The sequence below is a fragment of the Streptomyces sp. NPDC046915 genome, from assembly GCF_040644935.1.
GTDB lineage: Bacteria > Actinomycetota > Actinomycetes > Streptomycetales > Streptomycetaceae > Streptomyces.
Genome location: NZ_JBEYXB010000024.1, coordinates 13,667 through 27,180, shown reverse-complemented (window position 1 = coordinate 27,180; position 13,514 = coordinate 13,667). Strand labels below are relative to the sequence as shown.

Genomic DNA, 13,514 nt, shown 5'->3' with positions numbered 1-13,514 from the left:
TGACCGCACGTCACTTGCCCAGCAGCCGGGCCAGTACCGCGACATGGCCCTCCTCCAGGTTCTTGGACGCGGTGACGAGGGTGACCGGCCCCTTGCGGGCCGACTCCCTGAGGCCGTCGAGGAGTTCGGCGGCCTCGGGGGCGTCCAGCTCCGCCTCGTACCGCTGCCGGAACTCCTCGTACGAGCCCTCGCCGCCGTGGTACCAGCGGCGCAGCTCGTCCGACGGGGTGAGGCCCTTGGGCCACTCGTCCACGTGCGCCGCGTCCTTGGACACGCCGCGCGGCCAGAGCCGGTCGACCAGGACGCGCAGGCCGTCGTCGGGCTCGGGTGTTTCGTAGATCCGGCGCACGCGCACGCTCACGGTGGGGCCCCTCTCGGGTCGCGATCGGTGCCGCGAGCGTACTGCGGCGACACCCGCCGCCCCGTCGGCGACGCGGCGTGACTTGACCTGAAGGAGGGTGAAAAGCGAGCGGTGACGCGCCTAGTGTGTCGGTAATTGATCACAGCCACCCCACAAGGAGCGCATGTGACGTCACCCCGACAGCAGGCCGCCGCAAGACGCACAGCTGTCCTGAGCCGCCGGGCGGTGCTCACCACCGTCCCCCTCGCCCTCGCGGCGCTGGTCGCGGCAGCCGGGCCCGCCGCGGCCGGGACCAACGGCTCGTCCGGCGTGGGCGACCCGTACTTCCCGCTCGCGGGCAACGGCGGCTACCACGTCCGGCACTACGGATTGACGCTCCGTTACGAGACCGGCACCCGGGAGCTGCGGGGCAAGGCGGTCCTCACCGCCCGCGCCACCCAGCGGCTGGCCCGCTTCGACCTCGACTTCAAGGGCCTGAACGTCACCGGCCTCACGGTCGACGGCCGTACCGCCGGATTCAGCAGGAACGGCCAGGAACTCGTCGTCACCCCGCGCCACGCCCTGCGCGAGGGCCAGGACTTCAAGGTCACCGTCGCCTACCAGGGCACCCCCGAGTCGGTCACCGACCCGGACGGCTCCGCGGACGGCTGGATCCGCACCGACGACGGCGCGTTCGTCGCCGGCGAGCCACAGGGCGCGATGACCTGGTTCCCGGCGAACAACCACCCCCAGGACAAGTCCTCCTACGACATCACCGTCACCGTTCCCCAGGGCCGCACCGCCGTCTCCAACGGCGTCCTCCTCGGGCAGTCCACCGCCCACGGCAGGACCACCTTCCGCTGGCGCCAGACCGAGCCGATGGCCGCCTACCTGGCGACCGCCACCGTCGGCAAGTTCAAGGTCGAGCGGTACACCACCCGCGACGGCATCCAGGTGTACAACGCCGTCGACTCCCGCGAGGCGAGCGCCGCCGCGCCCGTGCTGAAGAAGCTGCCGTCCGTCCTGGAGTGGGAGAGAAAGGTCTTCGGCCCCTACCCCTTCCGCGCCGCCGGCTCGATCGTCGACCACGCGCACAGCGTCGGCTACGCCCTGGAGACCCAGTCCCGGCCCGTCTACGACCGGGCACCCGACGTGAGCACCCTCGTCCACGAGAACGCCCACCAGTGGTTCGGCGACTCCGTCTCGCTCACCACCTGGAAGGACATCTGGCTCAACGAGGGCTTCGCCACCTACGCCGAGTGGCTCTACAGCGAGCAGCACGGCGGCGACAGCGCACAGAAGTCCTTCGACGCGCTCTACACCCGCCCGGCGAGCAACAGCCTGTGGGCGTTCCCGCCCGGCAACCCCGGCAGCGGCGAGCACATCTTCGACACCCCCGTCTACGACCGCGGCGCCATGACCCTGCACGAACTGCGGCGGGCCGTCGGCGACTCCACGTTCTTCCGCATCCTGCGCGCCTGGACGGCCGAGCGGCGCGACGGGCACGGCACCACCGCACAGTTCGTCGCGCTGGCCGAGCGGGTATCGGGCAAGGACCTCCACACGTTGTTCAACACCTGGCTCTACCAACCCGGTAAGCCCGGACGATCCTAGAAGCTGACCAGTTCCTCACAACTGTCGGCCAAGGTTCGACTCATGATCAATCGCAGGACCGCCGTCGCACTGCTCGCGACCCCCTTCGTGCTCAGTGGCTGCGGCGGCGGTGCCGCGGCGAACCCCCGCTGGACGACCGCCGCCCCGCCGCGGCCGGCCACGCCCGCACCGGGGGTCACCGCGCAGGCCGCCCCGCAGCGCATACCCGGCCTCGGGCCGAAACTGACGGCGGCGATACCCGGCCGGTCACGGCAGGCGATCGTCGTGACCGGACGCGGCAAGAACTCACCGCAGTCCACCGTGGTGTTGTACAAAAACACCGACCTCGGCTGGGAGGCAGGCCCGAGCTGGCCCGCGCACAACGCCCTGCGGGGCTGGAGCGACCACCACATGGCCGGGGATCTGCGCTCACCCCTCGGCGTCTACTCCCTCACCGACTCCGGCGGCCTGCTCCCCGACCCCGGCAGCCGGTTGCCGTACACCCGGTCGGGCGGGTTCAGTTCACCCGGCACCGGCTTCGAGGGCGAGCCGCTCGACGGCGCCTTCGACTACGTCATCGCCATCAACTACAACCGCCGGCCCGGCACCTCGCCCCTCGACTGGACCCGCCCCCTCGGCGCGGACCGCGGCGGCGGCATCTGGATCCACGTCGACCACGGCGGCCCCACGCACGGCTGCGTCAGCGTCGCCAAGGCCCACATGAAGGACCTGCTGCACACCCTGGACCCGGGCCGGCACCCCGTCGTCGTCATGGGGTACGCCGACTGGCTCGCCCTCTGACCGGCTTAGGATCCGCCGAATGTGCGCACATGTGCTGGTCGCCGAGGACGACGAGATGCAGGCCGAACTGATACGCCGTTCCCTGCTCGCGGAGGGCCACACCGCGACCGTGGTCCACGACGGGGCCGCCGCGCTGGACGCCGCCCGCAGCCTGAGACCCGACCTCGTGGTCCTGGACCTGATGCTGCCGGTGGTCGACGGCTTCGGGGTGTGCCGGGTGCTGCGCTCCAGCGACGACAACACGCCCGTGCTGATGCTGACGGCCCGCTCCGAGGAGGACGACCTCCTGCTCGGCCTGGAGCTGGGCGCCGACGACTACATGACCAAGCCGTACAGCCCGCGCGAGCTGATGGCCCGTATCCGCACGGTCCTGCGGCGCAGCGGGCGAGCCGTCGACGTACCGGAGGACCCCGTCGTACGCGCCGGCGGGATCGCCGTCGACCCGAGGCGGCACGAGGTGCGCTGCGACGGGCTGCCGGTGGAGTGCACCCCGGCCGAGTTCCAGATCCTGCTGGCCATGGCCGGTGAACCGGAACGGGTTTTCACCCGGAGGCAGTTGCTGCAATTCACCCGTGGTCTCGACCGGGCCTCCACCGAGCGGGCCGTCGACGTCCACATCATGAACCTGCGCAAGAAGATCGAGGCCGACCCGCGCCACCCGGTACGGCTGCTGACCGTGTTCGGCGTCGGCTACAAACTCAGCGGCGGCCGTCCGTGAGGCGAGGGCAGCCCCGGAAGCGGCGCATCCCCGTACGCAAACGGCTGCTGGTCCGGCTGCTGTCCGTGTCCGCCCTGATCGCCGTGTGCTCCGTGGCGGCCACGGCCTGGCTGGCCGTGACCACCACCACCAGCGCGCTGCGCGAGGAGCAGGGGCAGGACCTCGCCGCCGACATGAAGATCCTGGCCCGGCTCAGCGGATACGCCGCCACTCACCCGAGCTGGAAGGGGGTCGACGGCACCGTCCGCGCCCTGGCCGTGAAGACGGGCCGGCGCATCGCCCTGACCACCGCCGACCGCGTCCTGATCGCCGACTCCGCCCCGCACGGCACCGCCCTGCCGCTGGGCGCCGCCGCCACGGTCGACCCCCTGCACACCGACACCTACAGCGAGCCCGGCGCACAGCTCAGCGGCGTCGATCCGCGTGCCGTCGGCCCGTACCGGCTCACGACGGGCGAACGCGAGCGGATGGACGCCCTCGCGGACAAGATGCGGCAGTGCTACGCCTCGCAGGGCGTCGAGGTCACGGTCCGGCGGGCCCCCGGCGGACGCCCCGTCCTCAGCGACTCCGACGGGAGCCCGCGGTCGGCCTACCTGCCGGAGGAGTGCGGCTACTACATGCTGATCACCCCCACCGCCACCGAGAAGAAGGCCGTCGACGCGCTCGCCGAAGGCACCAGAACCTGTCTGCTGCGCAACGGCCACGACTTCGGCAGACCGGAATTCGTCTCACCCGACCCGGCCAAGCCGAACCGGTACGTCGTGGCGGGGTTCGACAAGCTGGGCAAGACGAAGTCCGCACGACAGGCGCAGCCCTGCGCCGACAGCGCGCTGCGCGCACAGCTCGACCCCTATGTGGCACCCGCCGCCGAACTGTTCCTCGGCATCGGCGACCGGCCGGCGCCCCGGTTCGACATGTCCCCGGCCAACAAGGCCAAGATCGTCGGCGCGGCCGGGCTGGTCCTCGCCGTCACCGTCGCCGTGACCGCGGTGGTCGCCGTCCGGCTGGTACGGCCCCTGCGCGCGCTGACCGCGGCCGCCCAGCAGCCGCCCGAGCTGCATGTACGGGTCCCGGTGACCACCCGGGACGAGACCGGCATCCTCGCGGAGGCGTTCAACGACCTGACCGAGCGCCGTGAGCGGCTGGAGGCCCAGCGCAAGGCCATGGTCAGCGACATCGCGCACGAACTGCGCAGTCCGCTGACGAACATCCGCGGCTGGCTGGAGGTCACCCGGGACGGCGTCGTCGCCCCCGATCCGGCGCTGCTCTCCTCGCTGCACGAGGAAGCCGTGGTGCTCCAGCGGATCATCGACGACCTCCAGGACCTGGCCGCCGCCGACGCGGGCACCCTGCGCCTGCACCGTGAGCCGGTCCGCTCCGACGACCTGCTCGACCAGGTCGCCGCCGCCCACCGGGTCGCCGCCGACGCCGCCGGGGTCACCCTGCGCACGGAGCCCTGGGCCGAGGGCGACGGAAAGCCGTGGCTGGACGCCGACCCGGTGCGGATGCGGCAGGCGCTCGGCAACCTCGTCTCCAACGCCCTGCGGCACACGCCCGCCGACGGCACCGTCACCCTGGCCGCCCGCCGCGACGGCGACCGGGTCGTCTTCACCGTGGCCGACACCGGCACCGGCATCGCGCCGGACGACCTGCCGCACGTCTTCGACCGGTTCTGGCGGGCCGAGAAGTCCCGCAGCCGGCGTACCGGCGGCAGCGGGCTGGGACTGGCCATCGTCCGTCATCTGGTCGCCGCGCACGGCGGTACCGCGGAGGCGGGGAGCGAGCCCGGAGCGGGCGCCGTCTTCACGCTGCGGCTGCCCGGCGTGCCGCCGCCGGACGATCAGTGAGGGGGGACGGCGCGGTGGGACAGCGCGGCGGACGCGCTGCCTCCGCTTTCATCCGCGCCGTGTGGGTACCCCGGAGCCCGACGGACCCGACGCAGCCGGCGAGGGAGGCCGTGCCATGGGCGCAGGGGACGGCCTTCCGGTCGTACACACGATCACCGAGCTGACCGACCTGGTCGAGCGGCACCGGGCCCTCTATGTGCGCTGGTCCCGCGGGCCCGACGTCGACCTGGCCGCCACCTCCAGCACCGACGAGCTCACCGGAGTCGAGATGCCGGGACTGTCCGCCAGCCCGCTCGACGTCGAGGACTGGTGGCAGGACCGCTCCGTGGAGCTGTGGGTGGCGCGCCGCCTGTACGACTACGCGCACCTGCCACGGGAGAAGGGTCCCGGCGTCCGGCCCTGGGTCCTCACGGGCCGGGAGGCCGGCCGCGGGCCCGACAACGAGCCGCTCGTGACCCACGTGGAGCCCCTCTGCCGGATCGCCCCCGAAGTGATCGAGGAGGCCGAGGCCGCGGTGGCCCGCCAGGAGAGGCAGTGGGGCCCCCTGCGCCGCACCGGCGGCTGACGAGCCGGTCGGGCCCGACCCCGCAGGGGTGGCTCACGACAGCCGGGCGTCGGTCAGCCCGGGCGTCGGTCAGCCCGAGCGTCGGCGGGAGCTCGCGCGCCGCCTGAGTGCGCGGCGTTCGCCTTCCGTTGTACCGCCCCAGATCCCGAGGGTCTGCCCCGTGTCCATCGCCCAGTCCAGGCACTGGTCCCGGACCGGGCAGCGTCCGCAGACCGCCTTGGCCTGCCGCTCCTGCCACAGGGCGGGTCCGGTGGTGCCGACCGGGAAGAAGAGGTCGGGGTCCTCGTGACGGCACGCGGCGTGGTTGCGCCAGTTGTCCATCGAAGTTCACCTGCGATCGAAGTCGTCCGTGTCGTCCGTGTCATGTCGAAAATCTCGCCCCATGCGGGTGACCGATGGATGCCGGGTGAAACAACCGAGCCGCATGGTTCCGGACGCCCTCGCCCGCACGGGTCCACGACTGCGGCCGCTCTTGCTACTCTCGACCCTCCTCAGGTCGCACGGTCGCGCCAACTCCTGTTCCGTGCCGACCAGTTGAGCCTGAACGGGTGGGGCGGGCGGTGGTCCGAGGGGGAGGGACACGGGCGTGAGACCGGCCTTGGTGTTCGTGCACGGGATCGGCGGCGCACGCGATCCCCGGGCCGAGTGCGCGGCATGGCTCGCGGCGCTGGCCGTGGGCGCCCGGAAGGCGGACCACTCCGGGGAGGCCGCACCACCGTCCCTGGACCGCCTCGCCGAACCGGCCTTCGCCTACTACGGCGATCTCCTCGCCGCCCGCCGGCCCCAGGGCGTCGCGGGCACCGACCCGGCCGACGCGGAGGAACTGCGCAACCTGCTCGACGAGTTGATCGAGGTACGGCTCGAACTCGGGCCGGATCCGCGCGAGCGCCGCATCCTGGAACACGCGCGCGCCGAACTGCGCCCGCCGGGACGGACGCAGAGCCCCGGCGAACTGCTCCGCCGGATCGTGAACGTCTGTACGACGTTGCTCGCCCTGCCCGGGCTGCGACGGGCCGGCCAGTGGGCCGGCGGCCGGCTCATGGCAGGCCACCTCGCCCAGCTCACCCGCTACCTCGCCAGGGCCGAGCACGACGCCGCCGGGATCCCCCTCGACCGGCGGATACGCGAGCGCGTCCTGGACCGGCTGGACGCGACCCGACCCGCCGTCGTCGTGGCCCACTCCCTGGGCAGCGTCGTCGCCATGGAGGCCCTCCAGCACCACCGGGGACCGGTACCGCTGTTCGTCACCCTGGGCTCACCGATCGGGATGCGTGCCGTCGTGCGCCCCCGACTGCTGCCCCAGCCCCCGGCCGTGCCCGGCTGCGTGGAACGCTGGCTGAACTTCTGGGACGGCGACGACATCGTCGTCCCACGCCCCCGCCTGGAGGACGACGTGCTCCCCAACGCCCACGGCTGCCTCCCGGTGACCGACCGGATCGATTCCGACGGCCTGTGGACGCACACCGCGACCAAGTACCTGGCCCAGGCGAGCGTCGCGGGACCCGTCATGGCGGCCGTCCGCGCGGCGGGCGGGCCCGAAGGCGCCTGAGGGCACGCGGTTGCCGATCCCGCCCGGCGCCGGAACGTCACCGCGAAGCCTTCAGCGCGCCCTCCGAGGCCGCCCCCACCGCCCGCGCCACCGCCGCCAGCGCGGGCGAGTCCAGCTTCCACTGCTGCCAGTACAGCGGCACGTCCACCGGCCGCCCCGGCGCCAACTCCACGACCCGCCCGGCCCGCAGCAGCGGATCCGCCTGCGGCTCGGGCACCATCCCCCAGCCGAGCCCCGCGGCGACGGCCTCGGCGAAGCCCTCCGAGGTCGGCACGTAGTGCCGCAGTGCGCTCGCGGCACCGCGCCCGCCGCGCAGGCTCCGTACGAAGCCGTCCTGGAAGTCGTCACGCCGGTCGAAGACCACCACCGGCGCCTCGGCGAGCACCTCCGGCAGCGGCCCGCGCAGATACCGCTCGGCGAACTCCGGCTCGGCCACCGCGAGATAGCGCATCCGGCCGAGCGCGCGCACCGAGCAGCCCGGTACCGGGTCGGGCGAGGAGGTCACCGCGGCCATCACCAGGCCCTCGCGCAGCAGCGCCGCCGTGTGGTCCTCGTCCTCGCGGCGCAGCTCCAGACAGATCCGGGGCTCCGGCGGCAGGCGGGTGAGAGCCCCGAGGAACCAGGTCGCCAGCGAGTCCGCGTTGACCGCCACCGAGACCCGCGTCGGCTCCCCGGCGCCGCTCAGTCCCAGCTCACCGCGCGCGTCCCGCTCCAGCCGGGCCAGTTGCCGGGCGAACCGTACGAGCACCGCGCCGGACTCGGTGGGCCGCACCGGTTTGGTGCGCAGCAGCAGGACCCGGCCCGTGCGCTGCTCCAGCGCCTTGACCCGCTGGCTGACCGCCGACGGCGTCACGTGCAGGGCGGCGGCCGCCGCGTCGAACGTGCCCTCGTCCACCACGGCGAGCAGGGTGCGCACCTGGTCGAGGGGGAGTTCGGAGATCACCGGGATTCGCCCTCCCTCATCATTAGCCCGGCTAAGGCTACATAAAAATCTTTAGCTGTACCTCCAATGATCGCGCCCTTAGCGTCGACCCCATGTCCAGCAGCCTCGCCGCCGCCGCGGCCGGATTCGGCACCGGTCTCTCGCTCATCGTCGCCATCGGCGCCCAGAACGCCTTCGTCCTGCGCCAGGGGATCCGCCGGGACGCGGTCCTCGCGGTGGTCGGGATCTGCGCCCTGTCCGACGCGCTGCTCATCGCGGTCGGTGTCGGCGGGGTCGGCGCGGCCGTGGTGGCATGGCCGGGAGCGCTGAAGGCGGTGGGGCTGGTCGGAGGAGCCTTCCTGCTCTGTTACGGCGCCCTCGCCGCCCGCCGGGTCTTCCGGCCGGGCGCCGGTCTGCGGACGGAGGGCGAGGCGGCGGGCTCACGCAGGCGGGCGGTGCTCACCTGTCTGGCGATGACCTGGCTCAACCCGCACGTCTACCTCGACACCGTCTTCCTGCTCGGGTCGCTCGCCGCCGACCGGGGCCCACTGCGCTGGACGTTCGGGCTGGGTGCGGCCTGCGCCAGCCTGTGCTGGTTCGCCGCCCTGGGCTTCGGGGCCCGGCTGCTCGGCCGGTTCCTCGCCCGGCCCGCCGCCTGGCGGGTGCTGGACGGCCTGGTCGCCGCGACCATGATCGCGCTCGGCGCCCTGCTCGTCACCGGAGCCTGAGACAGAGGTGCCCGGAACAAACCGTTCGGCGTCCGCCGCCGGTCCTGGGATAGTGAAGCCGCACCGAAAGGTGTAACAAGCAAAGATCTCAGGAATCTGACGAGCGACCAGGAAGCCCGTGGACACGAGCGAGAGCAGCAGCACCGAGCCCCGGACCGATACCCCCGCCACGGCGCCGCCCCCGCCCCGGCGCGGCTGGCGCCGCTGGGCGATGGACACCCGTCCGCTGCGGATCCCGGCCTACCGCCGTCTGTGGTCGTCGACCATCGTCACGGCCGTCGGCAGCCAGCTCACCGCCGTCGCCGTGCCCAAGCAGATCTACGACATCACCAAGTCCTCGGCGTGGGTCGGCGCCGCGAGCCTCGCCGGTCTGCTGCCGCTGATCGTGTTCGCGCTGTGGGGCGGCGCGGTCGCCGACACCGTGGACCGCCGCAAGCTGCTCCTGGTCACCAACTGCGGCATAGCCGTCACCTCGCTGCTGTTCTGGGTCCAGGCCGTCACCGGACTGGAGTCGGTGGTGGTGCTGATGGCGCTGCTCGCCCTGCAACAGGCGTTCTGGGGCCTGAACGCACCGGCCCGCAACGCCTCCATCGCACGGCTGGTCCCCGCCGGGGAACTGCCCGCCGCGAACGCCCTCGGCTCGACCGTCATGCAGACCGGCCAGGTGGTGGGGCCGCTGCTCGCGGGCGTCCTCATCCCCCTCATCGGGCTGCCCGAGCTGTACCTCGTCGACGCGCTGGCGCTGTGCGTCACCGTGTGGGCGGTCTACCGGCTGCCCTCCCTGCCGCCGCTGTCCGGCTCGGGCGCGCGCCGCGCGGGCTGGCGGGAGATCGCGGCCGGGTTCCGTTACATCGCCGGGCACAAGGTGCTGCTGCTGTCCTTCCTCGCCGACATCGTCGCGATGGTTCTCGGCATGCCGCGCGCCCTGTTCCCGCAGCTCGCCGCCCAGACGTACGCCTCGTACGGCGAGGGGCTCGCGCTGGGTCTGCTGTTCGCGGCGATCCCCATCGGCGCGGTGGCCGGCGGCCTGTTCTCCGGCACGTTCTCCCGGGCGCGCCGGCACGGCTGGATGGTCATCGGCGCGGTCGTCGGCTGGGGCGTGGCCGTCGCCGGGTTCGGGCTGAGCCGCAATCTGTGGGTGGCCGCGGCGTTCCTCGCGGCGGCCGGGGTCGCCGACATGGTCTCCATGGTCTTCCGCGGGGCGATCCTGCTGTCCGCGGCGACCGACGAGATGCGCGGCCGCATGCAGGGCGTGTTCACGGTGGTCGTCGCGGGCGGCCCCCGCCTGGCCGACGTCCTGCACGGCACGATGGGCTCCGTCTTCGGCCCCCGCGCGGCGGTGGCGGGCGGCGGCCTGCTGGTGGTCGCCGTGATGCTCACCCTGGCCGCCGCGGTACCGGCACTGCGCCGCTACCGTGTCTGAGCCGGGGCAGGGCTACAGCGTGCCGCGCCGGCGGGTCGTGTACTGATCCATGAGCTTTCCACGGGTCGTCTCCAGCCGGTGGGCGAGGATCTCGGCGACGGTGCGCACCAGGGACAGCCCGAGCAGCGGGTCCTCCACGCACAGCCCCAGCACCGCCGCTCCGTCGAACTCGTAGGCCCGTACCTGGCTGAAGGCCACCGCGCCGAAGTCCCATTGGTACGGCGGGAACAGCCATGACCAGCCGAGCATGTCGCCCGCGCCGAGGGTGGCGACGGTCACCCGCTGGGTGGACGTCACCTGCTGGTCGAGGTTGACGGCGCCCGAGCGGATCACCCAGAAGCGGTCGGCGGTGCCGCCGGCCTCGAAGATGTGGCTGTCCTCGGGGAAGGAGACCTCCTTCGCCAGCTCCATCAGACGCTCGCGCTGTTTCTGGGGGAGGGCGGTGAGCAGTTTGATCGCTTTGGTCATGGCGCGGGCTCCTCGCCGGCGACGGATGAGGTGTCGTTCCCTACGCCCATTTCAGCCGCTGCGGCCGCCCGGAGCACCTCGGGAGAGGGAAGATCCCGTGAACAAAGCCGCCGGGGCAGGAAAAAGCCCTGGCTGGACGGGGGAGGCCAGCCAGGGCCGTATGCGGTGGTTCGGGGAGGACGGTCACGGTCGACTCCCCGTCCACGTATGGATGAACGATAAACCACCTGACGTGCTTTCGGGTAACCGAAAGCGGGCCACGTGACCTGTTTCACTCCGGCCGGGCCTCGTGTGCTCCCGGGGTGAGGATCTCATCCAGCACCCGCAGCACGACCTCGTAGGCCGTCGCCCGTACGGCGGCGTCCCGCGCGCCCGCCGGATCGTCCTCCCGAAGGGCGTCACCGCGCTCCCGCCATGTCCGCTCCTCCTTCCGCGCACAGACCTTGGCGCGCTGCATCCGCCGCAGCAGTTCGTCCGAGTCCACGACATCCGTCATGGCATCCGCGTACCCCCGAACCCGGCCATGATGAGGCCCCGATGTGTTTGGCCGCGCCCTGACAGGTGAGCCGAAAAGGGAGAGACCCGGGCATTCACCCCCGGGTCAGCGAAGGCACCGGATTTCTGTCCTCACCAGTCAGGGAGCGAAAGGATGCGCGAGACGCACAGGACCGAATCCGCCATCGGACCGTCGGACCCGCACCGCACCGTTCCGTGCCGGCCGGCGGACGCCCGCAGAAGGGTGCGGTGTGTGGTCGCCGAGCGATGCGAGGTCCAGCACGTCCACTGTGATACCGACTCCGTCGACGACGCCCTGCTCGTCGTCTCGGAACTCACCACGAACGCGATGCTGCACGGCGGGGGGATCACCGACTTCTCCGTCGACGTCGTCGGAGGGGAGGTGCGCGTCTCGGTGAGCGACCGCAGCGACGACCTCCCCGTCGCCCTGTCGCCCGTCGACGCCCAGGGCCGGTTCCGGGTCGGCGGGCGCGGCTGGCCCATCGTGTGCCGACTGGCGCACGACGTCCATGTGGCCTGTCTGCCCTGCGGCGGCAAGCGGATCACCGCCCTTGTTCCGCTGACCTGAATTCAGTCCGCAACCGGTCAAGGAAATTCTTACCCGGCCGATTCCGGGCGCGGAGTTTGGCCCATCGGGTGCAGGGCAGACGGAGTTTCGTGCTTCGGACCGGAGGCGCGCCCAGCGGGAGTGTTGTGCCTGCTCAGGGCCCTGTGAATTGGTCCGGGCGGCTCTCCCGCGGCAATTCCCTGAAACCACTTGGTCAGGAGCGATTCCGCATGCTCACCGATATCTCGACCAGCCGTCCCGGCACGCCCGCCCGTCCCTCCGCCGACCCTTCCCCCGCCGCCGGCCCGGCCGCCACGGCCTCACCCAAGCGGCACCACGACGACGCCCCCGACACCCTGGCCCTCTTCGCCCGGCTCGCGGAGCTCGACGAGGGCCCGGAACGCGACGCGCTGCGCGACGAGCTGGTGACCGCGTGGCTGCCCATGGCCCACCGGATCGCCGGCCGCTTCCGCGACCGAGGCGAGTCCGTCGAGGATCTGCGCCAGGTGGCCGCCCTCGGACTGGTCAAGGCGATCGACCGGTTCGACCCCGAGCGCGGTGCCTTCGAGAGCTATGCGGTGCCCACCATCACCGGGGAGGTCAAGCGGCACTTCCGGGACCGGATGTGGGCGCTGCGGGTGCCCCGCCGGGTCCAGGAACTGCGCAACAGGGTACGCGTGGCCCGCCGCGAACTCACCCAGAACCCGGGCAGCCCCGAGCCCTCGGTCGCCGACATCGCCGCGCACACCGGGCTGGCGGAGGACGAGGTCACCGCGGGCCTGGAGGCGCTGGAGAGCTTCAGCACCCTCTCCCTGGACGCCGAACTGTCGGCCGGTGACGACGGGTACAGCCTCGCGGACACCCTCGGGGCGGCCGACGCCTCGTTCGACGTCGTCGTGGACCGCGAGTCCGCCAAGGAAGGGCTGCGCCGTCTGCCCGAACGGGAGCGCGCCATCCTCTACATGCGTTTCTTCGAGGACATGACCCAGAGCCGGATCGCCGACAAGCTGGGCATCTCCCAGATGCACGTCTCCAGGCTCATCAGCCGCAGCTGCGCACGCGTCCGCGACGAGGCGCTCGGCCGGCGGCCGGGCTGCCGGGGTTCCGGCACGCCCGGCGTGTGAGCTGTTCCCGAGCGACGACCGCCACGAAGGAGCGAGACCGATGCTGATTCCGCTCAGACCCCATCCCGCGACCCTGCGCGAGCTCGTCGAGGAGTACGAGGGACTCCTCGCGGGCGACGGAGGGCGGGACGTGTCCGCTGCCGGCCCGCGGGCGAGGGACCTGGCGTACACGCTGTGCGTGCTGACCGGCACGCGGGAGGTGGGAGTCGCCCTCGAGGCGGCCCACCGCCACTTGGGCGCGGCCGGGCTCCGGCCGGCGCCGGTGACGGTGGCGCGGGCCGGGCGGAACTGAGCCCGCCCCACCGTCGAGGAGCCGCCGGGGCAGCCGGGGCCGGGGAGGACTGGATTGGATACGGGTGCTGTGGTGACTGTG

Annotated in this window: 16 protein-coding genes; 11 read left to right on the top strand and 5 right to left on the bottom strand. The window is 72.5% G+C overall.

From position 1 onward, the window contains the following. Positions 1–10 precede the first annotated feature (10 nt). Complete coding sequence (locus ABZ915_RS40625) at positions 11–361, bottom strand: DUF488 family protein (protein WP_361813929.1); 351 nt, start codon at positions 359–361, stop codon at positions 11–13. A 165-nt stretch (positions 362–526) separates the two neighbouring features. Between ABZ915_RS40625 and ABZ915_RS40620 the strand changes: the two genes are divergently transcribed. The 5 genes from ABZ915_RS40620 to ABZ915_RS40600 all read left to right on the top strand — a co-directional run bounded on the left by ABZ915_RS40620 (position 527) and on the right by ABZ915_RS40600 (position 5,864). Next, entirely contained in the window at positions 527–1,954 is a 1,428-nt protein-coding gene (locus tag ABZ915_RS40620) for a M1 family metallopeptidase (RefSeq protein ID WP_361813927.1), read from the top strand. A 42-nt stretch (positions 1,955–1,996) separates the two neighbouring features. Beyond that, on the top strand, positions 1,997–2,734 hold the full coding sequence (locus tag ABZ915_RS40615) for a L,D-transpeptidase family protein (protein ID WP_361813925.1): 738 nt from the start codon (positions 1,997–1,999) through the stop codon (positions 2,732–2,734). Between the two features lie 19 nt (positions 2,735–2,753). Continuing rightward, complete coding sequence (locus ABZ915_RS40610) at positions 2,754–3,452, top strand: response regulator transcription factor (protein WP_361813923.1); 699 nt, start codon at positions 2,754–2,756, stop codon at positions 3,450–3,452. After that, complete coding sequence (locus ABZ915_RS40605; protein ID WP_361813921.1) at positions 3,449–5,299, top strand: HAMP domain-containing sensor histidine kinase; 1,851 nt, start codon at positions 3,449–3,451, stop codon at positions 5,297–5,299. The genes ABZ915_RS40610 and ABZ915_RS40605 overlap by 4 nt, the downstream gene beginning before the upstream one ends. Before the next feature lie 115 nt (positions 5,300–5,414). Continuing rightward, on the top strand, positions 5,415–5,864 hold the full coding sequence (locus tag ABZ915_RS40600) for a DUF6098 family protein (protein ID WP_361813919.1): 450 nt from the start codon (positions 5,415–5,417) through the stop codon (positions 5,862–5,864). A 69-nt stretch (positions 5,865–5,933) separates the two neighbouring features. Here ABZ915_RS40600 and ABZ915_RS40595 read toward each other — a convergent pair whose 3' ends face one another. Next, positions 5,934–6,185, bottom strand: coding sequence for a WhiB family transcriptional regulator (locus ABZ915_RS40595; protein ID WP_361813917.1), 252 nt, complete (start codon positions 6,183–6,185; stop codon positions 5,934–5,936). A gap of 265 nt (positions 6,186–6,450) precedes the next feature. Between ABZ915_RS40595 and ABZ915_RS40590 the strand changes: the two genes are divergently transcribed. After that, on the top strand, positions 6,451–7,413 hold the full coding sequence (locus tag ABZ915_RS40590; protein WP_361813915.1) for an alpha/beta hydrolase: 963 nt from the start codon (positions 6,451–6,453) through the stop codon (positions 7,411–7,413). Between the two features lie 37 nt (positions 7,414–7,450). Here ABZ915_RS40590 and ABZ915_RS40585 read toward each other — a convergent pair whose 3' ends face one another. Next, a complete protein-coding gene (locus tag ABZ915_RS40585; RefSeq protein ID WP_361813913.1) occupies positions 7,451–8,356 on the bottom strand; it encodes a LysR family transcriptional regulator ArgP in 906 nt (301 codons plus the stop codon). 92 nt (positions 8,357–8,448) lie between these two features. Here ABZ915_RS40585 and ABZ915_RS40580 point away from each other — a divergent pair, with 92 nt between their 5' ends. Together ABZ915_RS40580 and ABZ915_RS40575 are read left to right on the top strand one after the other, a co-directional pair. Beyond that, on the top strand, positions 8,449–9,063 hold the full coding sequence (locus ABZ915_RS40580; RefSeq protein ID WP_361813911.1) for a LysE/ArgO family amino acid transporter: 615 nt from the start codon (positions 8,449–8,451) through the stop codon (positions 9,061–9,063). 118 nt (positions 9,064–9,181) lie between these two features. After that, positions 9,182–10,486 carry an MFS transporter gene (locus ABZ915_RS40575; protein WP_361813909.1) on the top strand — a complete coding sequence of 435 codons (1,305 nt, stop codon included), beginning with the start codon at positions 9,182–9,184 and terminating at the stop codon, positions 10,484–10,486. 12 nt (positions 10,487–10,498) lie between these two features. Here ABZ915_RS40575 and ABZ915_RS40570 read toward each other — a convergent pair whose 3' ends face one another. Both ABZ915_RS40570 and ABZ915_RS40565 read right to left on the bottom strand, forming a co-directional pair. Further along, a complete protein-coding gene (locus tag ABZ915_RS40570; RefSeq protein WP_361453985.1) occupies positions 10,499–10,954 on the bottom strand; it encodes a cyclic nucleotide-binding domain-containing protein in 456 nt (151 codons plus the stop codon). 271 nt (positions 10,955–11,225) lie between these two features. Further along, positions 11,226–11,450 (bottom strand): hypothetical protein, encoded by a 225-nt coding sequence (locus ABZ915_RS40565; protein ID WP_361813907.1) that lies wholly within the window; start codon positions 11,448–11,450, stop codon positions 11,226–11,228. Positions 11,451–11,603: 153 nt separating this feature from the next. Here ABZ915_RS40565 and ABZ915_RS40560 point away from each other — a divergent pair, with 153 nt between their 5' ends. The 3 genes from ABZ915_RS40560 (at position 11,604) to ABZ915_RS40550 (ending at position 13,433) form a co-directional block, all read left to right on the top strand. Then, positions 11,604–12,038, top strand: a complete 435-nt coding sequence (locus ABZ915_RS40560; RefSeq protein ID WP_361813905.1) for an ATP-binding protein — start codon at positions 11,604–11,606, stop codon at positions 12,036–12,038. Positions 12,039–12,247: 209 nt separating this feature from the next. Then, positions 12,248–13,141: a SigB/SigF/SigG family RNA polymerase sigma factor gene (locus tag ABZ915_RS40555; RefSeq protein WP_361813903.1), complete on the top strand. Its 894-nt coding sequence runs from the start codon at positions 12,248–12,250 to the stop codon at positions 13,139–13,141. 40 nt (positions 13,142–13,181) lie between these two features. Continuing rightward, complete coding sequence (locus ABZ915_RS40550; protein WP_361813901.1) at positions 13,182–13,433, top strand: DUF5133 domain-containing protein; 252 nt, start codon at positions 13,182–13,184, stop codon at positions 13,431–13,433. Positions 13,434–13,514: the final 81 nt, after the last annotated feature.